Below are 18,731 nucleotides of genomic sequence, written 5' to 3' on the forward strand. Positions count from 1 at the left end.
GCCTGGAACGGCCACGGGATCAAGAAGGTCTACACCTTCACCTGCTGGGCCGGCAAGTTCGACAACTGCGGCAAGAAGTACCGCATCTACTAAAGCCTTCACTCGGCACCCGGGCCGAGCGTCCCCGAGGTACAGCCACCTGTACCCGAACGCTCCAGCGCACGGGATCGATCGAGGAGACCCTCCACAGACATGCTTGGTGATGTCCGAAGCGGACGATCCCCACCGAGCAACAGGAGCGTTTCCCATGTCGCGTACCTCTTCCGAGCCGAACTCCGCCCGGCGCACGCGGGTTCTGGCGGTGGCGGCGCTGACGGCACTGACGGGCCTGATCGTGGCGGGGACGCCGGCCGCCGCGGCCACCGGCCCTGACCGCACCGCGAACGTCGTGCGGCAGAGCCCGGACGAGAGCCTGTCCGCCGAACTGGCCGAGCTCAACGACGAGTTCAAGCGCAACCACAGGCCCGACGCCGTCCAGAAGAAGCTGGACGGCCTGGTCACCACGAACAAGTTCCCGGCGGCGCTGGCCGCGGTGCGGGACGGCAAGGGCCCGGCCCGCCACTACACCGCCGGGGTCGCGAACCTGAAGACCAAGGCGAAGGTCCCGGTCGACGGCCGGGTGCGGATCGGCAGCAACACCAAGATGTTCACCGCCGTGGCGGTGCTGCAACTCGTCGGCGAGGGCAAGGTCGCCCTGGACGAGCCGATCGAGACGTACCTGCCGAAGGTGGTCCGCGGCAAGGGCATCGACGGCCGCAAGATCACCGTACGGCAACTGCTCCAGCACACCAGCGGCCTGCCGAACTACACCCGCTGGCTATCGAACGTCTTCGAGACCCGCGACGTCTACCGCTCGCCGCGGCAACTGCTGGACATGGCCTTCGAGCACAAGGCGTCGTTCGCGCCCGGCACGAAGTGGGAGTACAGCAACACCGGCTACGTGCTGCTCGGCCTGCTCATCGAGAAGGTCGACGGCCGGCCGGTCGACCGGTCGATCGACGAGCGGATCATCAAGCCGCTCGGGCTGCGGCACACGTACTGGCCGGGCAAGGGCGACAGGACGATCCGTGGGCGGCACCCCCAGGGGTACGGCTCGGAGAAGCCCGGCGCCAAGCCGGTGGACGTCACGAACTTGGACCCGTCGTGGGGATGGGCGGCCGGACAGCTCATCGGCACCCCGAGCGACCTCAACCGCTTCATGACCGCCCTGATGGACGGCAGGCTGCTCACGCCCGAGCTGCTCACGGCCATGAAGGACACGACGCCGGCCACCGGTATGCCGGGCGGCTGGGAGTACGGGCTCGGCCTGATGAAGATGCCGCTGACCTGCGGCGGCTTCGCCTGGGGGCACGGCGGTGACATCCCCGGCTACGAGACCCGCAACGGCGTGACCGAGGACGGCCGGGCCGCCACCATCGCCGTCACCGCACTGCCCGAGAACGAGGCCGCCATGCTGGGCGTGCTCGGCACCCTGGACACCGCACTGTGCGCCAAGCGGTGACCTCGACGCCTCCGAGACTTTCCGATCAGCCCCGGGACCGCATCGGTCCGGGGCTGATCTTCGCGTTGACGGCGTTCACCGCGGCGACGACGGCCTCTCGACGTGCCTACGGCTTCAGGCGCGCTTCCAGAGCGCGGGCACGTTCGGCGGCTCCCATCCGGCGAGCGCCGTGTGCGCCTGCACGCAGGCGTAGGTCAGCCCGCCGTAGGTCACCTTGTCGCCCACCTTGTAGGCGGTACCCGCGCTCCAGGTGCCACCGGGCTGGGTGGGCGTCGGGGTCGGCGTGGGGGTGGGGGTGGGCGTCGGCGTGGGTGTCGGGGTCGGGGTCGGGGTCGGCGTGGGATTGCCGCCGCCGCCGAAGTCCACGTCCGAACAGGTGTAGAAGGCCTCATTGCTGCCGACCACGCGCTGCCAGATCGAGTAGAGGATGTGCCGGCCGCTGCGCTGGGGCAGGTTGATCGTCCAGTTGGTGAACGTGGTCGGGTTCTGGTTGTTGAACGTCCTGATGTGAACCAGGTCGGACCACTTGAGGGGCATGGTGGGGTTCCAGCCCGCGCGGGTGATGTAGAACTCGAAGTTGCTGTTGGCGTGCGGCGCCGTGGCGTGGTAGGTCAGCGTGAAGTCACCGGACCGCACCTGGGTCGCCGGCCAGTCGGCCCGCTGCAGGTCGAGGCCACGATACTTCTCGCGTCCCGCACTGCAGAGCTTGCCGTCGGGGATGATCTCGCGGTGCCGCCCTCCCGCTTCCAGGAGGGAGACCTCGTTCCAGTCGTAGTACGCCTGTGTGCCGCCGGCCGCGACGGCGGCCTTGCACGCGGCCGACTTCGGCGCCTCCGGTCCCTCGTTCTTACAGGTGTAGACACGACTGGGCGGGTTGGACATCGTGCCGTGGGCGTTGGCCGCGGAGGCCGGCAACAGCGCCAGCACTCCGGAGGCCGCCACCGCGGCGGCGATCGTGGTCTTGCGCACCTCTTACTCCCTGGGGGTGTACGGAAATAAAAAGGAAACCTTCCTAAGGATTGACTATTTAGGTCACCCGCACAAGCGATTCGGGTCAATGCACCCCCACCATGCCGTGCACCTACAGCTCTGGGCGCCTGCCTCTTGCCGGGTCGAGCGGGGTGAGAGGCAGGTAGATGGTGTCGGGGTCGAGTTCGGGATGGCCGGGGCCGTCCGCCGGAGCCGATGACCGCGGTGATCTCGGTGAGGCTCTCGACAGCGAGGGGCTTGCCCTACCGCTCGGTGGCGGCGATTGTGAGGAGCGGTCTCGCGGATCACGCCCGCACTGCGCTCATCGCCCTATGGAGCTTCGGCCGTGCGTCCGAGCAGCTTGTCGAGGCTGCGGCGCTCGCGTTTGGTGGGACGGCCCGCGCCACGAGGCCGGACGGCCGCCGTCACGACCTCTTCGCGCGGAGGTGGCGGCGGGCTCTTGTCGATGTAGCACTCGGCGGCCACGGCGGCACCGACGCGCTTGGTGATGAGCCGGGAGACGACCACGATGCGCTCGCGTCCCTCGTGCCGCAGCCGGACCTCGTCATCGACGTGGACGACGTGCGAGGGCTTGACGCGTACGCCGTTGACCCGGACGTGACCGCCCCGGCAGGCGTCGGACGCGATCGAACGGGTCCTGGTCAGCCGGACCGACCAGATCCAACTGTCCACCCGCGCGCCCGCCTGCTCACCCGCCATCCCGCCACTGTACTGGGATCGCGCTAGCGGTTCTGGATCGCGCTAGCGGTTCTGGAGGGTGGCGAGGAAGTCCGACTGGAGGGAGTCGAGGCGGGCGCGGGCCTCGGCCGGGTCCATGGGCAGGGGGCCGGCGTGGTCGATGCCCAGCGCGCGTACCTGCTCCTCCATCTGCTCCCGGACGGACATCTGGGCCGCGCGCAGGGCCGTCACGATGGCCTCGGCCAGTTCGTCGGTGCCCATGGTCCGCAGGACGCGCGGGTCGAGCCGCAGGTCGCGGACCAGTCCGTCGGCCTCCACGGTGGCCTTGATCTTCCCGCCCGCCGCCACCGCCTCGCCGGTGACCTCACGAAGGCCGCGCATCGTCTCGCCCAGCTTCGCCATGGCCTCGTCGGCCTGCCTACTGATCTTCTCGAGTACCTCGGGCGTGACGTCGAACATGACGCCGAGTCGATCAAGGTTGCCTGAACCGGTTCCCAGCGAACGGTGGCATTCCGCCGAACATCGGGTGAACCAAGACGATCAAGGTCTGCCGGGTCGCGAGGATGACCTTCGACGTACCGCATCATGAGGAGCCGCATGTCTTCCCGAGAAGAAACACGTTTCATCACCTCGAACACGATCAACGCGATGAGTGAGCACTACGGCGACATCTGGGATGACTTCCTCCTCAGCAAGAAACGCGTCTGGCTCGAGGCCGACCTCGACGAGGCCACCTTCGGCAAGACCATGTCGGAGCTCTTCAAGTCGGCGTACGACAAGGCGTACGAGGGCTGCGTCGACGCGCTGGACGACGGCCGCGAGGTGGCCGACGGCATGGCGGGCGCACTGTCCACCTGCGCCCGCAACTGGTTGCGGGCCGAGCAGGCGAGCACGGTGACGTACCGGTGATCGTGCCCAGGGAAACCCTCGTGGCCATCCGGCGGCTCAGCGTCTTCGCCGGCGTGCCCCTGGTGGGACTCTCCTTGCTGGAGAACCTCGACATGGACGTGGACAGGGTCGAGAAGGCCGCCAAGCTGTGGAGAAGCGCGGCCAGAGCGCTCGATCGCCCCGTCGAGACGCTGGACGGGCTCCCCGCCGCGGCGCGGAAAGGCTGGATCGCCGACGATCAGCGCGAGTTCTCCCGGGTGACCGGCCACATGCAGACCTCCACCGAGGACCTGCGGGACGCGCTCGACAAGATGGGGGAGACCCTAGAGGTCACGGCCTTCGCGTTCCGGGTGTTCGGGAAGGCGATGGCCGGCTTGGGCATCACGATCGCGGCCGCCTCCACGTACGCGCTCACCATGATGGTCACCTCGCCCCTCACCGCCCGCGTCTACCTGAGGTATCTGGCGAGCGCCGCGGACAAGGTGCTGACCGGGATGTGCGCCGGGCTGCTCACCTACGTCATGGGACAGGCGACCGTTCTCGGCGTCGTCGCCGGTCAGGCCAAGACCATGGACGGCATGGCGAAGACGTACCTCGACCAGAACGGCTTTTCGAGGGCGGAGCTGAGCGAGGTCGACTTCTCCTCCGTGGCGATCGACACCAAGAGGTTCCCCACCTTCACCAAGCTGGAGCCGGACCAGCAGCCGCCCGACGACTTCTGGGTCGCCCCCCAGTCCAAGACGTCCTAGAGGGCGTGGCCGCGGTGGGGATGACCGCCGCGGCCACGCGGTCTCAGAGCCTCAGGCCCACCAGCAGCGGGTCGTGGTCGGAGGAGCGGAAGGCGTCGGGCGCGTACAGGTAGGCCGGGTTGAACTCGGTGTTGTAGTCCATGAACCGGCCCTCGTCGGAGTTGATGTGCCAGATGGTGGCGCCGGTCACCATGTTCCGGGCGCCGTTGTCGGCCAGCACGTGGTCGAGCTCACCGGACAGGCCCTCGAAGACGTAGCTGTAGCGGTCCTCCTCCTTGACGTAGCGCTTGCTGAGGCTGGTCAGTCCGGCGGCCTCGAAGGTGTGGATCGGGTCTTCCTCGCTGTAGGCGTTGATGTCGCCGAGCACGAGCGCGTTCTTCAGCCGGAGCTCGCCGATCAGGTTCAGTACGGCCCTGGCCTGCTTGACGCGCTTGGCGTTGTAGCAGCTCTGCCCGTCGCCCTGGTCGGCGTCCGGGCCGGTGGCCGGGCCGTCGGCGTCGGTGCAGCCCTTGGACTTGAAGTGGTTCACCAGCACCGTGAACGTCGCCCCGGTCCCGTCGGCCTTGCCGAAGGTCTGCACCAGCGGCGGCCGGTTGAAGATCGGGTCGGACGACGACCGCGCCGGGCCGATCGGGGCGACCTTGGCCGGCTGGTAGATCAGCGCGGTCTGGATGAGGTCGGTGCCCGGGTTGGGGTGCGTGATCGCTCTGTACGTGCCCGCGCCCGCCTTGGCGTTCAGCGCGTTCACCAGGGCGTTGAGCGCCACGTCGTTGTTGCGCTCGACCTCCATCAGCCCGGCGACGGCGGGGTTGAGCGTGGTGATGTTGGCGACCAGCTTGGCGAGCTGCCGGTCCCGCTCCGCGGCGTTGGTGGCGCCGCGGGACCCGAGCGTGGTGAACCAGTTGAGCGTGTTGAGGCCGGCCACCTGGACGTCGCCGCCGACCCGTACCGGCTGGGCGCGGCGGGGGTTCTCGGCCCGGAAGACGACCGGCTCGGCCGGCTGGAGGCGGTAGGCGTCGAAGCCGTACGTGAGCACGCCGGTCAGGTTGCGCACCTTGTCACCGAGGCGGACGGTGTTCGAGCCCTCGGTGTGGTGCGGCAGCGTGGGCGGGTTCTGGACGCCCGAGCCGTCGTCGAGCAGGATCCTGCGCCGCGCGTCCAGCTCGGTGTCCACGCCCGCGCGGTCGGTCGGCTGCCACAGTCTGCCGTCCGCGGACAGGATGATCTCGCCGAAGCGGGCCAGGTTGTAGGTCTCGGAGACGGCCAGGTCGTCCTCGAAGGTGACGAACACGTTCTCGTAGCGCTCGAAGGTGACGCCCTTGGCGAGCGGCAGGTCCACCTTCGCCGGCCTGATCGCGCCGGTGCCGCAGACGTTCACCGCGGTGGCGGGCGAGATCTCGGTGAGGCCGTTGAACTCGATCACCTTGCCGGAGACGAGCACGCGCTCACCGGTCTTGACCGGCGAGGACGAGAACACGAACAGGCCGTCGGAGGTCGCCGGGTCGGCGTCCGGCCGGGCGGCCTGGAGGTAGAAGCCGCCGAGCTCGCCGGAGCCCTGGAAGGAGCCGGTGACGACGCCCTCGACCCGGACGTTCTGGCCGGCGACCGGGCTGGCCGCGCCGCTGCCCTGCACCTGGGAGATCTGGTGGGTGGGCGGAGTGTCACAGGTCTCGGTCGGGGTGGGCGTCGGGGTGGGGGTCGGGGTGGGGGTCGGCGTCGGGTCGCCGCCGCAGGGCGCCGGGGTGGTGGCGCTGTTGCGCGGCGCCGGAGCCGCGGTCTCGAAGTCGGCGCCGTTGTCGTCGGTGTCGGCGCAGCCGGCGCTCTTGCGGAAGCCGCCGGTGGCGTTGGTGAGCGCAGGGGCGGCGGTGCCCTCGAAGAAGTTCGCGTTGCCGTACCCGACGAGGTCGGCGAGCTGGGCGAGCTGGGCGTCCGTACAGGGGGTGGAGGAGCCGTTGCAGGCCAGGCCCTCGGCCGACTTGACCAGCGCCACCTTGCCCGCCGTGCCGCTCATGTTGATCGAGCCGACACTGTCGGGCGTGGGCAGCGCCCCGCTGGGCGTGGAGCCTGCGGCGAGCTGGACGAGGTGGTACTGGCCCGGAGCCAGGGAGCCGGAGACGGCCGTCCTGTTGGCGGCGAAGTTCCCGGTGCCGGAGGCGCTGGTGTACTGCACGGACCAGCCGTCCAGCGACACGGGGGCGCCGCTCCGGTTGAACAGCTCGACGTAGTCGTTGGAGAGGGGGGCGCCGGAGTTGCCACCTCCGCCGAAGACCTGGCTGATGACCACGGTTCCAGGGGCCGCGGCCATGGAGGATGAGGGCAGGGCGGCGATCGAGCCGACGAGGACGCCGGCCGCGACGAGGATCGCCGTGACCCGGGGCTTAGCATGCATGCCGGGGAGCGTAAACCGACAAACGCGGAAAACGCTGTATTGAGCGTGGCCAAGTCGTGAAATTTCACATCATGACCTTCTGGGGTCAGAGGCGCAACGTCCCTGAGTCGGAACGTCCGCACATGGGAACATCCCCGGAGCAGAGGTGGTGGGCTCACCCTCCCGAGCTGCGCCGGCGCGCGGTCCGCGATGTTCTCGGGCTCTTCGGTGGCATGGGCGGCTTCCAGGATCTGGTCCTGATGCACGCCCAGGGAGTGCTGCGCTGGGCTGTCGGCAATCGGTTCTCATGGAGTTCTCAGGTGAAGTTTGTGGCGCTTTGAGCTGAGTTTTATGACGATGGAGCGATGGAGCACGCGCCGCAGGAGGCTGGTGCGGCCGAGGCTCAGGGAGCCGTGGCCGGGAGGGCTCGGCGGTTCCTGGTCGTGGGCGGCGTGCTCGTCGTCGTGGCGGTGCTGGCGTACTGGCTGGGGAGCAGCGGTGGGAACGGCGAGAAGGCCGCGCCCAGGCCGAGCGCGACGCCGACGCCCAGTGCGACGCTCGCGGTGCCCGAGGTCTTCAAGAGGGTCGGGCCGTCGGTGGTGGTCATCCAGGCCGGGGAGTCGCTCGGCACCGGGGTGATCGCGGCCGAGGACGGGACGATCCTGACCGCGCACCACGTCGTCAAGGGTACGAAGGACGTCAACCTGACGTTCGCCGACGGCACCAAGGCGAAGGCCGTGGTCGCGTCGTCGAATCCGAAGCTGGACGTCGCGGCCCTCAAACCCGCGAAGCTGCCGGAGATCGTCGTTCCGGCGACGCTCGGCGGCGGTGCGGTCGTGGGCGCGCCCGTGGTGGCGATCGGCAATCCGCTGGGGCTGACCTACAGCGTCTCCACCGGCGTGGTGTCGGGCCTGAACCGGAAGGCCGCCCGGACGGCCGACGACGGCGACCTGGGTGGGCTCATCCAGTTCGACGCCTCCGTCAACCCGGGCAGCTCCGGCGGCCCGCTCCTGGACGCTCGCGGGCTCGTCATCGGGATCGTCGTCTCGATCGCCGACCCGGGAGGCGACGAGGCGTTCGCCGGCATCGCGTTCGCGGTGCCGATCGGCTTGGCCCTGGGTGGTGCCGATGGCGACGGCCCGCCGGGTGATGGGCCCCTGATCTGACCGAAGCGCTCACGAGAAGGATCACCATATGACCTCGACCAAGTCCCCCTCCGAGTCGGCTCACCCGCTCGAACAGGTGTTGTTCGAGGTCAAACGTACGATCGTCGGGCAGGACGTCCTGCTGGAGCGCATGGCCGTCGCGCTGATCGCCGACGGCCACCTGCTGGTGGAGGGCGTGCCCGGCCTGGCCAAGACCCTCGCGGTACGGTCGCTGGCCGCCGCGATCGCCGGGAAGTTCCAGCGTGTCCAGTTCACCCCCGACCTGGTGCCCGCCGACCTCGTCGGCACGCGGGTCTACCACCAGCACTCCGGCGAGTTCAGGACCGAGCTCGGCCCGGTGTTCGCGAACCTGCTGCTGGCCGACGAGATCAACCGCGCCCCCGCCAAGGTGCAGAGCGCCCTGCTGGAGGTGATGCAGGAGCACCAGGTGACGATCGGCCGTGAGACGTTCCGGGTGCCCGAGCCGTTCCTGGTCATGGCGACGGAGAACCCGATCGAGTCGGAGGGCACGTACCCGCTGCCGGAGGCGCAGGTCGACCGGTTCATGATGAAGGTGGTCGTCGACTATCCGACGCAGGCCGAGGAGCAGGCGATCGTCGGGAGGGCACTGCGTCCGCCCGAGCCGCCGCAGCCGATGGTGACGGCCGAGGACCTGATCGCGATGCGGGCACGCGCTCAGCAGGTGTACGTCGACCCGGCGATCGTCGACTACGCGGTACGGCTGGTCGCCGTGACCCGTTCCCCCGCGATGGCCGGGCTCGGCGAGCTGGAACGGTACGTCACCTACGGGGCGAGCCCCCGGGCGTCCATCGCGCTCGTCACGGGCGCCCGGGCGCTGGCGTTCCTGCGCGGGCGCGACTACGTCCTGCCGCACGACCTGTCCGAGCTCGCGCTCGACGTGCTGCGCCACCGCCTCGTGCTGTCCTACGAGGCCCTCGCGGACGACATCGACCCCGACACGATCATCAGCAGGGTGCTCGGAGCGGTCCGGGCGCCCGACGTCGTCCTCCAGAACCGCTGAAGCCATGGCCACCGCCCCCGAGAAGCTGCTGCTCCGCCTGGAGTGGAAGGTCGTCCGCAAGCTGGACGGCCGGCTCCAGGGCGCCCACCGCACCGCGCATCGCGGCTCCGGGATCGACTTCACCGGGTTGCGCGCGTACAGCGACGGCGACGACGCCCGGCACATCGACTGGAACGTCACCGCCCGGCTGGACGAGCCGCACCTGCGCGTGTTCACCGAGGACCGCGAGCTGACGGTGTGGCTGGTGCTCGACCGGTCGGCGTCGATGGCGGCCGGCCGGCCGGGGCGCGGCAAGCACGACGTACTGGCCGAGCTCGCGCTCGTCCTCGCTCGGATGTTCGGCCGGGGCGGCAACCGCGTCGGCGCGCTGCTGTTCGACACCGGGATGCTGCGCGTCGTCCCGCCCGGCACCTCCCGGCGGCACGCGCTGCGGATCGGCGCCGAGCTGGTACGCACCTCCGAGGCGCACGGCGGCAGCACCACCGACCTGGCGGCGATGCTCGACGCGGCCGGACGGTTCGCCCGCCGCCGCGCCCTCATCGTCGTGCTGTCGGACTTCATCGGCGAAGGCGACTGGGAACGCTCGCTCCAGCGCCTGGCCCGGCGGCACGAGGTGGTCGCGCTGCGGATCGTGGACACGGCCGACGACGTCCTGCCCGAAGCGGGGCTGATCGTGGTCGAGGACGCCGAGACCGGCGAGCAGCTCGTCGTCGACTCCGCCGACCCGCTGCTCCGGGTGCGCTTCCGCGCCGCCGTCGACGCCCGCGACGCCCGGCTCACGGCGGGCATGCGCCGGGCCAGGGTGCCCGTGCACCGCATCGACACCGACCGCGATCTGGCCGAGGCGCTCGTCGAGGTCGTCGCCCGAACCCAGGACCGGTCGCGATGACCGAGGCCGGCGAAGGAGGCTTCATGACGCTGTCCTCGCCGCTGCTGCTGGCCGTCGGGCTGCTCGTCACGGCGGCGCTCGCCTGGGCGGCCGTCGTCTCGGCGCGCCGCCGGAAGGTCGCGCTCGCCGCGGCCGGGGTCGCCGTGCCGGGCGGGGGCCGGGCGTACCTCGGAGTCGGCCTGACGATCGCCGGCGTCGCCGTGCTCGCGATCGCCACCGCCGGACCGGCGGCCATGGTGCCGGTGCCGCGAACGGCGGGCACCGTCATCCTCGCCATCGACGTCTCCAACAGCATGGGCGCCGACGACGTCGCGCCCACCCGGCTGGCGGCGGCGCAGCGGGCGGCGCGCGCGTTCGTGGCGGCGCAGCCCGACAGCGTCGACATCGGTGTCGTCGCGTTCGAACGTGGCGCGCTCACCACCGCGCGTCCCGACGCGGACCACTCCATCGCGCTCAAGGCCATCGACCGGCTGAAGGTCACCGGCGGCACCTCGCTGGGGGCGGCCATCATGGCCTCGCTGTCGGCGATCACCGGCAAGCAGGTGGCCCTGGGCCGCGACGGCGCCGCGCCCGACATCGGCTACTGGCCGTCGGCGACCGTCGTGATGTTCTCCGACGGCCAGAACCTGGGCGCGGACGTCGAACCGGCCGCCACCGTGGCCCAGCAGGCAGGCGTGCACATCCACACCGTCGGGGTCGGCACCACGGCCGGGGCGACGGTGAAGGTGGACGGCTACCACCTGCAGACCTCGCTCGAGGAGGAGCCCCTCACCTTGATCGCGCAGACCACCGGCGGCGGCTACCACCCCGCCTCCGACACCGCGCGGCTCGACGGGATCGCCGACACGATCGACCTGCGGCTCACCGTGTCCGACGAGCCGCTGCCTCTTGCCGGCGGCCTGATCGGGCTCGCCCTCGCGCTGCTCACCGGGGGAGCGGCGGTCACCGTTCTCCGGTCTGGACGGGTGATCTGAATGACGTTCTCATGGCCGTGGTTGCTGCTGTCAGTCCTGGTCATCCCGTTGATCTTCGCCATTCGCTGGTGGGCGCGGCGTCGTCGCCGGCGGGCCGCCGTGCGCGTCACGTCGATCGCGCTCGTACGGACCGCGCTGCCCGGCAGTACGCGCTGGACGCGGAAGATCCCCGCGGCGCTGTTCGTCGCCGGGCTCGCGCTGCTCGCGGTCGGGGCGGCGCGACCGCAGGCGTCGGTACCGGTGCCGCAGACGTCGGCGACGATCCTGCTCGCGCTCGACACCTCCGGCTCCATGTGCTCCACGGACGTCGACCCCAACCGCCTCACCGCCGCGAGGAAGGCCGCCGCGGAGTTCATCGAGTCGCAGCGGGGCGGGCCGCGTATCGGCCTGGTCACCTTCTCGGGCACCGCGGGCCTGCTCGTCCCGCCCACCGACGACACCGACTCGCTGATCGAGGCCCTGGAGAATCTCTCCGTGTCGCGCGGCACCGCGATCGGGCAGGCCATGCTCACCTCGATCGACGCGATCGCGGAGGTGGACCCGTCGGTCGCCCCCACCGGCGCGACCCCCACCGGCACCGGCACCGGCTCCGGGGACGGCTACGCCGGTGCCGCGATCGTCGTGCTCACCGACGGCGCCAACACCCAGGGGGTCGACCCGAAGATCGCCGCCCAGGAGGCTGCCCTGCGCCGGGTCCGCGTCTTCCCCATCGGCTTCGGCACCACGAACCCGTCCCCGATGGTCTGCGAGAACTCGCAGTTCGACGGCCGCGGCTTCGGTGGCTGGGGCGGCGGGTTCGGTGGCCGCGGCGGATTCGACAGGGGCCGTAACGTCCGCCTCATCGACGAGCCCGCGCTCAAGCAGATAGCGCAGACCACCGGCGGCTCCTACCACCGCGCCGAGAACGCCGACCAGCTCCAAAGCGCCCTCAACGCCCTGCCCGGCAGCTTCACCGTCGTCCGCCAGCGGATCGACACGGCCGCCGCCTTCGCCGCCGGCGGAGCCGTCCTCATCACCGCGGCCCTGTCGCTGTCCCTCTGGTGGAACCGCCCCCGGACGCCGGCTCGCTGACGGACGGGGGCACAGGTAAGGGCCGCGCCGGTCAGCCGCGTGCGTCGACCGGGACGTGCACCGACAGGTGCGAGGACAGGGCGCGGAGGAAGTCCGGGGCGTCGAAGACCGCGCCCGCGGACACGACGCCGGTCGCCCTGGTACGGCCGGTGAGGATGCGGTCGACGGCCTCCACCGCGAGCGGCGCGCTGATGGCGTAGATGTCCTGACCGGTGGCGGCCACGCGGCGTTCCGTGCCGCCGGAGCGGACGAGGACGTCGACGACGAACGTCTGCGCGGAACGGCCGCGCTCGTCCACGGCGGCCGGCGCCGAGGCGTCGGGAGCGGACAGGTCCGCGGCCGCCTTGGCGGTCATGTACGTACGCACCTCAGGGACCGCCAGATGGCTCGGAACGGTGACGACGTCGGCCATGGTGAACTCCCCGATGACGCTCTGGGGGCCGAGCGGAGCCGGGAAAGGCCACTCCAGGGTCGGCAGGGCGTCGTCGTGGTACTCCAGCCGGCCACCGGTGAACCGGACCCGGCGACCGCCCCGCCGCCGCCCCGAGACCATGCCCGCGGCGAGCGTCCCGGCAGTCGGGTGCCAACTGCTCAGGCCGTACGCGATGTGCGCCTCGTCCGCCGCCGTCCAGTCGCCCATCGCGGTGGTGACCAGCAGGTCGCCGAGGCCGCCGTAGAAGGCCATCGCCGGGACCACCACGGTGCCCGCGGCCCGGGCGCGCTCGGCGAAGTGCGCGAACGTGTCCACGTTCGCCTCGATCTCCGCCGCCACGTCGACGTACGGGATGCCGGCCCGCAGCGCCGCCTCGATCAGCGGAGCCCCGGTCGTGGCGAACGGCCCGGCACAGTTGATCACGGCGTCCGCGCCGCTCAGCGCGCGATCGAGCGAGGCCGCGTCGTCGACCGACGCCTGCCGCGCCTCAAGCCCCGGGTGCGCCTCCACCAGCGCCACCAGCTTGTCCTGGTCGCGCCCGAGCAGCACCGGCACGTACCCGCGCTCCCGCAACTCCGCCACCACGAACCGACCGGTGTGCCCGTACGCCCCGAACACCGCCACGTTCCGACCCGATCCCATATCCGCTCCCACGTGCTCGAAGTAACCCACGGCCTAGATCCTGTCCCGTTGGCCCATCGATGCCCAGTGTCCGGAACGACATGACCCGTACAATTCCCGACATGAGCTCTTTCCCGCGCTCCGTCGCGGTCGCCGCCACCGACGGGATGCTGCACTTCGAGCTGGCCCTGGCCTACGAGGTCTTCGGCTCCGCCCCGGACGCCGTCCCAGGCCCCTGGTACGACGTCAGCGTGTGCGGGACGCACGTCGTCCGGGTCGGCCGGTTCCAGGTGGAGCCGGACTCCGGGCTCGACCGGCTGGCCCAGGCCGACACCGTGATCGTCCCCGCCCTGGTGGACGTCGACGTGGACCCGCCGTCCGACCTGGTCGAGGCGGTGCGCACGGCCCACGAGTCGGGCGCGCGGGTGGTCTCCCTGTGCACGGGCGTGTTCGTACTCGCCGCCGCCGGTCTGCTGGACGGCCTGACCGCCACCACCCACTGGGCCCACACCGGCCAACTGGCCGCGCGCTATCCCCGGGTGAAGGTCGATCCGGACGTGCTCTACGTCGACAACGGCACCGTACTCACCTCAGCGGGTAAGGCCGCGGCCATGGACCTGTGCCTGCACCTGGTCCGCCGCGACCACGGCTCCGTGATCGCCAACATCGTCGCCCGCCGCCTGGTCGTACCACCCCACCGGGCCGGCGGCCAGGCCCAGTTCGTCACCACCCCGGTCCCCGCCCAGGACGGCCACCCCCTGGCCGACCTGCTCCCCTGGGTGATGCGCCGCCTGGACCAGCCCCTTACCGTGGAGGATCTGGCCCGCCAGGCCAACATGAGCTCCCGCCACCTGGCCCGCCACTTCCACTCGATAACCGGCACCACACCGCTGCAGTGGCTGCTGACCCAGCGGATCCGCCGTGCGCAGGAACTCCTGGAGACCACGGACGACAGCGTCGACACCATCGCCTCGGCCGCGGGCATGGGCACGGCCACGACACTCCGCCGCCACTTCCACCGCACGGTCGGCGTACCCCCGGACACCTACCGCCGCACGTTCCGAACGTGAAACCACGGCCCCCATCGGAGTGCTCACTGGGAGCCGGATGCCGGCCTTTGGCGTGCTGGTCGGTGTACTCGACGAGATAGGCGAATCGATCGGCAGCCTCGGGCACATCCGGCTCGCCGAGCTGTTGGGCCGCCTGCGCCGACAGTCGAGCCCAGTCGGCGATGCCGGCGTACAGCGCCGCTCGCCGTTTGACTTGCGGAGCGCCGGCGGTCTCGGCCAGGTGCGGCATGTTGCGCAGGCCGTCACCTGGTGGAGCCGGCTGGGCGGCTCTGACCCGGCGCGCCCGGCCGTGTCACGGGGTCCTTCCTCTCCGGACCCCGTGGCGAGCCGGTCGGCTTTCCTTAACGCTCGGGGAGGCGTTGTGCCGGGCAGGCTCCCCTGCGTACGCGCGGCCATACCCTTTTCCGCGTGGAAACCCGCTCGGGCGGAACCAACGTCCCAACCGCGGTCTCGTCGCGGGACGTCGCTGATGCCATCGACCATCCTGCTGCCGTTGAAGATCAGGCGAACGACAGAACGTCTGCGGAAGCGTTCACCGCCCCGGTTCGGGGGCGAGGGGTGGGCCGTCGGAGAGGTCGGCGGGGTCGCGCCAGGTGGCGAGGAACTGCTCCGCGACGGCGGACGAGCCCGTGAACGGCCCGCCTGGATGCTCCAGCGCCGCTCCGGTGAGCCGGCCGACCCGCTCTTCCACCAGGTGCCCCGCCGAGTCGGCATCGGAGACCTGGCCCGCGCGTTCGGCGAGGTAGCCGATCGTGGCGCCGGCCCCGCAGACGAAGTCCGCCAGCGTCACCACGCCCCGCTCGGCGAGGGTGCGCAGCCCGGCGGCCGTGTAGGGCACGTTCGCCGCCGGGGCGATCACCCGGGCGCCCACCAGGGCGGCGCGCGCGGCCGTCAAGGTGCCGGTTCGCGCGCCGGGAACCAGTACGTCCGCGGTCACCTCGTACAGAGCCTCGGCGGGCCGCACCGGCAAACCGAGCAGGCCCACGCAGGCGTCGCCGTGCTCGGCGCGCAGCTCTTCGAGCGCGGTGACGTCCAGCCCGGCGGGGTCGGCCACGCACCCGTACAGGGTCGAGAGGGCGACGATGCGCGCGCCCCGTCGCGTGGCCTCTCGTACGACGGCGCCACCCACCTTGCCGAACCCCTCCACCGCAAGCGTCCGCCCGGCCAGCCCGCCGAGCGCGGTCTCCGCGGCGACGACCACGCCCAAGCCCGTCACCATGGTGTCCACCAGCTCACCGCCGACCTCTTGGTGCATCACCGAGTCGGTACGGTAACCGGGCAGCAGGGCGAAGTCCTGCGTACGCGTGCCAAGGTCCGAGGCCGTGAGGAAACTGCTCTTCTCCACGAGCGGGGTGATCTCCTGGCAGTAGCGGGCCAGGGTCGCCGCCCGGTTCTCGGGTTCGGCCCGTAGCACCGCCTTGGCACCGCCGATCCGCTCGCCGAGCACGGCCAGCTTGTACGTCATCGCCCGCGCCAGCAGCCCGGCCTCGCCGCGGGTGACGTCAGGGGCGAGCCGGGTGCCGCCCGCGCTCGTCGGGCAGTCCAGGTCGAAGGCGATGTATCCGTCCACCGAGGCCAGTTCCACGATCCTCATGCGTACTCCTCATGTCGTCCGGGCGATGACCACACCTTCCGACCAATCTCGACGCGAATCGGTTTCATGTCCACCGTCGCGGCCTCGGTGCGCGGCCGGCACGCCGGGGTGGTGCAAACCCTGGAGGCCGAACAGCCGGCCGCGGCCGCGCATCTGGACGCCGTCCGCGAAGCCCTGCTCGTCTTCCTCTGCGGCATCTGGTCGCAGCCGTGGTCGAGCACCGCAAGAACGGTTGAACGAGGAGATCCGCCGCCGCACAGACGTCGTCGGCATCCTCCCCTGACCGGGCCGCGACCATCCGCCTGGTTCGCGCGACGAGCCGAACGAACTCCCTAGGCGGGGTTCGGGCCGTAAAGGGTGGCGATGTCCTTGGAGGTGGGCCATCGGCTGTAGGCGGGTGACTGCGGCCAGCCGTCGGGGGAGTCCTGCCACTCCTCCTGCCGCCCGTACGGCAGCAGGTCGATCAGCGCGAAGGTGTGGCTGAGCTGCTCGGTGCCCCGGCCGCTGGTGTGCCAGGTGCGGTACACGGTGTCGCCGTCGCGTAGGAACACGTTGACGGCGAAGCCTTCGCCGGGCGGTGCGCCGACGTCGGTGCCGAAGGGGCTGTTCGCGGTGGAGTACCAGGTCATCTTGTTCCCGACCCGTCGCTTGTAGGCGAGCGCCTCGTCCAGAGGTCCCTGGGTGACGATGACGAACCGGGCGTCGTAGTTGTCCAGGAACTGCAGCCGGGTGAACTGCGAGGTGAACCCCGTACAGCCCGAGCACTGCCACTCCTCGCCGGGGGACCACATGTGGTTGTAGACGATCAGTTGCCTCATGCCGTCGAAGACGTCCACCAGTCGAACCGGTCCGTCCTCACCTTCGAGGGTGTAGTCCGGCATTTCCACCATGGGCAGGCGGCGGCGCTGGGCGGCGATGGCGTCGAGTTCGCGGGTCGCGGCCTTCTCCCGGGTACGCAGTTCTTCGAGTTGACGCTGCCAGGTGTCGGCGTCGACTACGGGCGGTAGCGCGTTCGTGGTCATGGTTCCTCCCTGATCTTGTGCGCGGCTCGCGGTTTCCAGGGGGTAGACCTGATCTGCCCGCCGAATTCATCGCCAATCAGCAACTCCTGTCGTGGGAGGGCAGGTTTCCGGTGGTCAGGAAGGTGGTGACGGTCTGGTCGCCGCAGGCGTTGCCGTTGGCGAGGTAGACGCCGTGGCCGCCGGAGTCGACGCTGACCATACGAGCCCGCTGCCCGAACGCCTGACGCATCTTCAGCGCTCCGCTGTACGGCGTGGACGGGTCGCGCAGGTTCTGGATGAGGAGCACGTTGGCCGGACCGCGCGAGGTGATCCGCACGGCCGGTTCGGCCGGTTTGAACGGCCAGTACGCGCACGGCCCCACATTGACGGGCATGCCCGCGGTCAGCGGGTGGGCGGCCCGGTCGCGTGCCACCTGCCGCTCGTGCCGGCTGACCGAGCCGGGCCATTCGACGTCGTTGCACATGGTCGCGCCGGCGTGCGCGGCGGTGTTCTGCATGACGGCTACCGGGGGCGTGTTCGGCGGGGGCAGCTCGCCGGAGGTCCGGGCGGCTCGCATGAGGGTGGCCAGCATGGGGAAGTTCGCGTCCGAGTAGAGGGTGTTGAGCAGGGTCTCCCGCAGCAGGTTGCCGTCCAGTTCCGCGGGGTTGGCGCCCGGCCAGGGCTGCGGCTTGCGGTCGAGTTCGGCCGCCAGGTCGAGGAAGGTACGGCGGACCGCTGCCGCGTCGGTGCCCAGGCCGTATTCGCCGTCGCGGGCCGCGGCCCAGGCGGCGAAGTCGGGGAAGCGGTCCTCTACGCCGACGGCGTAGTTGGCGAGCCACTGCCGCGCCACCCGGCGCGGGTCGGGATCGTCGTTGCTGTCCAGAACGACCCGGTCGGTACGCTCCGGGAACATGGTGGCGTAGACGGCGCCCGCGTAGGTGCCGTACGAGACGCCCCAGTAGGAGATCTTCTGCTCGCCCAGCGCCTGGCGGATCCGGTCGATGTCCCTTGCCTCGTTACGGGTGCTGATGTGCCGGATGAGCGGCCCGCCGTTGCGGGCGCAGGCGTCGGCGATCCGGCGCGACCAGGCGACGTTCTCGGCGATGCCGCCATCGGCGTCGGGGTACGGCTTCAGCCTGGTGAACGCGAGATCGCGGGCCTTCAGCTCGCACGAAACCGGCGAACTCTGACCCACGCCGCGCGGGTCGAACCCGACGAGGTCGTAGCGGTCGAGCACGTCCTGGGGCAGCTTCTTGATCTGTACGCTGGGCCGGTTCAGGCCAGGGCTGCCCGGTCCGCCGGGGATGATCAGCAGGACGCCCCGGCGCGACGCGGGCTTGGCCGTCTTGATCCGCGACACCGCCAGCGAGATCATCGGCCCGCCGGGCGCCTGGTAGTCCAGGGGCACCCGCAGGGTGGCGCATTCCTGCCGTGGGTCCACTCCGGGCCCCGCGGGACAGGCGCCCCACGTCGTGGACACCGCCTGGGCCGGGGTCACGAGGGCTGCGGCAAGGACGGCGGTGGCTGCTCCGACGGCGTACAGTCTGCCAAGGTTTCGCATCAGAAGTCCTCTTCGGTGATCGTTCTCTCTACGTCACCGACTCTGCCGAACCGCGAATCCCGCAACCAGGGACCGTGTCATCGAGGACCCATGACCTCATCACGAACCGGACATGACCTGCTTCGCGGCGTTCATGACGAGCCTGCCGGGGCCGCC

General features: G+C 70.8%; 17 protein-coding genes. 9 read left to right on the forward strand and 8 right to left on the reverse strand.

What is annotated here, in order from left to right:
* The first annotated feature begins 247 nt into the window (after window positions 1–247).
* Window positions 248–1,501: a serine hydrolase domain-containing protein gene (locus AB0I15_RS10760; protein WP_358092857.1), complete on the forward strand. Its 1,254-nt coding sequence runs from the start codon at window positions 248–250 to the stop codon at window positions 1,499–1,501.
* Between the two features lie 114 nt (window positions 1,502–1,615).
* Here the strand turns inward: AB0I15_RS10760 and AB0I15_RS10765 are convergent, their stop codons facing one another.
* The 3 genes from AB0I15_RS10765 to AB0I15_RS10775 form a co-directional block, all read right to left on the reverse strand.
* A complete protein-coding gene (locus tag AB0I15_RS10765; RefSeq protein ID WP_358092860.1) occupies window positions 1,616–2,470 on the reverse strand; it encodes a lytic polysaccharide monooxygenase in 855 nt (284 codons plus the stop codon).
* Window positions 2,471–2,800: 330 nt separating this feature from the next.
* Window positions 2,801–3,190 (reverse strand): RNA-binding S4 domain-containing protein, encoded by a 390-nt coding sequence (locus tag AB0I15_RS10770; protein WP_358092863.1) that lies wholly within the window; start codon window positions 3,188–3,190, stop codon window positions 2,801–2,803.
* Window positions 3,191–3,232: 42 nt separating this feature from the next.
* Window positions 3,233–3,628, reverse strand: coding sequence for a YbaB/EbfC family nucleoid-associated protein (locus AB0I15_RS10775; RefSeq protein ID WP_358092866.1), 396 nt, complete (start codon window positions 3,626–3,628; stop codon window positions 3,233–3,235).
* Between the two features lie 189 nt (window positions 3,629–3,817).
* Here AB0I15_RS10775 and AB0I15_RS10780 point away from each other — a divergent pair, with 189 nt between their 5' ends.
* Together AB0I15_RS10780 and AB0I15_RS10785 are read left to right on the forward strand one after the other, a co-directional pair.
* Window positions 3,818–4,078 carry a hypothetical protein gene (locus AB0I15_RS10780; RefSeq protein ID WP_358092868.1) on the forward strand — a complete coding sequence of 87 codons (261 nt, stop codon included), beginning with the start codon at window positions 3,818–3,820 and terminating at the stop codon, window positions 4,076–4,078.
* Window positions 4,075–4,806 (forward strand): hypothetical protein, encoded by a 732-nt coding sequence (locus tag AB0I15_RS10785; RefSeq protein WP_358092870.1) that lies wholly within the window; start codon window positions 4,075–4,077, stop codon window positions 4,804–4,806. The genes AB0I15_RS10780 and AB0I15_RS10785 overlap by 4 nt, the downstream gene beginning before the upstream one ends.
* A gap of 43 nt (window positions 4,807–4,849) precedes the next feature.
* Here the strand turns inward: AB0I15_RS10785 and AB0I15_RS10790 are convergent, their stop codons facing one another.
* A complete protein-coding gene (locus AB0I15_RS10790; protein ID WP_358092872.1) occupies window positions 4,850–7,195 on the reverse strand; it encodes an ExeM/NucH family extracellular endonuclease in 2,346 nt (781 codons plus the stop codon).
* 344 nt (window positions 7,196–7,539) lie between these two features.
* On the opposite strand from AB0I15_RS10790, the gene AB0I15_RS10795 reads away from it, so the two are divergent.
* The 5 genes from AB0I15_RS10795 to AB0I15_RS10815 are packed head-to-tail and all read left to right on the forward strand — an operon-like array spanning window position 7,540 to window position 12,295.
* Complete coding sequence (locus AB0I15_RS10795) at window positions 7,540–8,340, forward strand: trypsin-like peptidase domain-containing protein (protein WP_358092874.1); 801 nt, start codon at window positions 7,540–7,542, stop codon at window positions 8,338–8,340.
* Window positions 8,341–8,368: 28 nt separating this feature from the next.
* Entirely contained in the window at window positions 8,369–9,361 is a 993-nt protein-coding gene (locus AB0I15_RS10800; protein WP_358092877.1) for a MoxR family ATPase, read from the forward strand.
* A 4-nt stretch (window positions 9,362–9,365) separates the two neighbouring features.
* Complete coding sequence (locus AB0I15_RS10805; protein ID WP_358092880.1) at window positions 9,366–10,250, forward strand: DUF58 domain-containing protein; 885 nt, start codon at window positions 9,366–9,368, stop codon at window positions 10,248–10,250.
* A gap of 23 nt (window positions 10,251–10,273) precedes the next feature.
* Window positions 10,274–11,224 carry a VWA domain-containing protein gene (locus AB0I15_RS10810; RefSeq protein WP_358092883.1) on the forward strand — a complete coding sequence of 317 codons (951 nt, stop codon included), beginning with the start codon at window positions 10,274–10,276 and terminating at the stop codon, window positions 11,222–11,224.
* Window positions 11,225–12,295, forward strand: coding sequence for a VWA domain-containing protein (locus tag AB0I15_RS10815; protein WP_358092885.1), 1,071 nt, complete (start codon window positions 11,225–11,227; stop codon window positions 12,293–12,295).
* 31 nt (window positions 12,296–12,326) lie between these two features.
* On the opposite strand, the gene AB0I15_RS10820 is transcribed toward AB0I15_RS10815, so the two are convergent.
* Window positions 12,327–13,370, reverse strand: coding sequence for a saccharopine dehydrogenase NADP-binding domain-containing protein (locus AB0I15_RS10820; protein ID WP_358092888.1), 1,044 nt, complete (start codon window positions 13,368–13,370; stop codon window positions 12,327–12,329).
* Window positions 13,371–13,471: 101 nt separating this feature from the next.
* On the opposite strand from AB0I15_RS10820, the gene AB0I15_RS10825 reads away from it, so the two are divergent.
* Window positions 13,472–14,419, forward strand: coding sequence for a helix-turn-helix domain-containing protein (locus tag AB0I15_RS10825; RefSeq protein ID WP_358092891.1), 948 nt, complete (start codon window positions 13,472–13,474; stop codon window positions 14,417–14,419).
* Window positions 14,420–14,951: 532 nt separating this feature from the next.
* Here AB0I15_RS10825 and AB0I15_RS10830 read toward each other — a convergent pair.
* The 3 genes from AB0I15_RS10830 to AB0I15_RS10840 all read right to left on the reverse strand — a co-directional run bounded on the left by AB0I15_RS10830 (window position 14,952) and on the right by AB0I15_RS10840 (window position 18,575).
* A complete protein-coding gene (locus AB0I15_RS10830) occupies window positions 14,952–16,013 on the reverse strand; it encodes a Glu/Leu/Phe/Val dehydrogenase dimerization domain-containing protein (protein ID WP_358092894.1) in 1,062 nt (353 codons plus the stop codon).
* Between the two features lie 332 nt (window positions 16,014–16,345).
* Window positions 16,346–17,035 carry a DUF899 family protein gene (locus AB0I15_RS10835; protein WP_358092897.1) on the reverse strand — a complete coding sequence of 230 codons (690 nt, stop codon included), beginning with the start codon at window positions 17,033–17,035 and terminating at the stop codon, window positions 16,346–16,348.
* Between the two features lie 76 nt (window positions 17,036–17,111).
* Window positions 17,112–18,575, reverse strand: a complete 1,464-nt coding sequence (locus AB0I15_RS10840; RefSeq protein WP_358092900.1) for an alpha/beta hydrolase — start codon at window positions 18,573–18,575, stop codon at window positions 17,112–17,114.
* Between the last annotated feature and the right edge of the window lie 156 nt (window positions 18,576–18,731).

Origin of the sequence: Nonomuraea sp. NPDC050643 (assembly GCF_040654715.1) — a bacterium.
GTDB lineage: Bacteria > Actinomycetota > Actinomycetes > Streptosporangiales > Streptosporangiaceae > Nonomuraea.

Bases quoted from the DNA above. Each gene is read 5' to 3' on its own strand.
- AB0I15_RS10770 (WP_358092863.1), bottom strand. From the start codon at position 3,190: ATGGCGGGTGAGCAGGCGGGCGCGCGGGTGGACAGTTGGATCTGGTCG.
- AB0I15_RS10760 (WP_358092857.1), top strand. From the start codon at position 248: ATGTCGCGTACCTCTTCCGAGCCGAACTCCGCCCGGCGCACGCGGGTT.
- AB0I15_RS10835 (WP_358092897.1), bottom strand. From the start codon at position 17,035: ATGACCACGAACGCGCTACCGCCCGTAGTCGACGCCGACACCTGGCAG.
- AB0I15_RS10815 (WP_358092885.1), top strand. From the start codon at position 11,225: ATGACGTTCTCATGGCCGTGGTTGCTGCTGTCAGTCCTGGTCATCCCG.
- AB0I15_RS10810 (WP_358092883.1), top strand. From the start codon at position 10,274: ATGACGCTGTCCTCGCCGCTGCTGCTGGCCGTCGGGCTGCTCGTCACG.
- AB0I15_RS10790 (WP_358092872.1), bottom strand. From the start codon at position 7,195: ATGCATGCTAAGCCCCGGGTCACGGCGATCCTCGTCGCGGCCGGCGTC.
- AB0I15_RS10800 (WP_358092877.1), top strand. From the start codon at position 8,369: ATGACCTCGACCAAGTCCCCCTCCGAGTCGGCTCACCCGCTCGAACAG.
- AB0I15_RS10775 (WP_358092866.1), bottom strand. From the start codon at position 3,628: ATGTTCGACGTCACGCCCGAGGTACTCGAGAAGATCAGTAGGCAGGCC.
- AB0I15_RS10825 (WP_358092891.1), top strand. From the start codon at position 13,472: ATGAGCTCTTTCCCGCGCTCCGTCGCGGTCGCCGCCACCGACGGGATG.
- AB0I15_RS10780 (WP_358092868.1), top strand. From the start codon at position 3,818: ATGAGTGAGCACTACGGCGACATCTGGGATGACTTCCTCCTCAGCAAG.
- AB0I15_RS10820 (WP_358092888.1), bottom strand. From the start codon at position 13,370: ATGGGATCGGGTCGGAACGTGGCGGTGTTCGGGGCGTACGGGCACACC.
- AB0I15_RS10840 (WP_358092900.1), bottom strand. From the start codon at position 18,575: ATGCGAAACCTTGGCAGACTGTACGCCGTCGGAGCAGCCACCGCCGTC.
- AB0I15_RS10830 (WP_358092894.1), bottom strand. From the start codon at position 16,013: ATGAGGATCGTGGAACTGGCCTCGGTGGACGGATACATCGCCTTCGAC.
- AB0I15_RS10795 (WP_358092874.1), top strand. From the start codon at position 7,540: ATGGAGCACGCGCCGCAGGAGGCTGGTGCGGCCGAGGCTCAGGGAGCC.
- AB0I15_RS10805 (WP_358092880.1), top strand. From the start codon at position 9,366: ATGGCCACCGCCCCCGAGAAGCTGCTGCTCCGCCTGGAGTGGAAGGTC.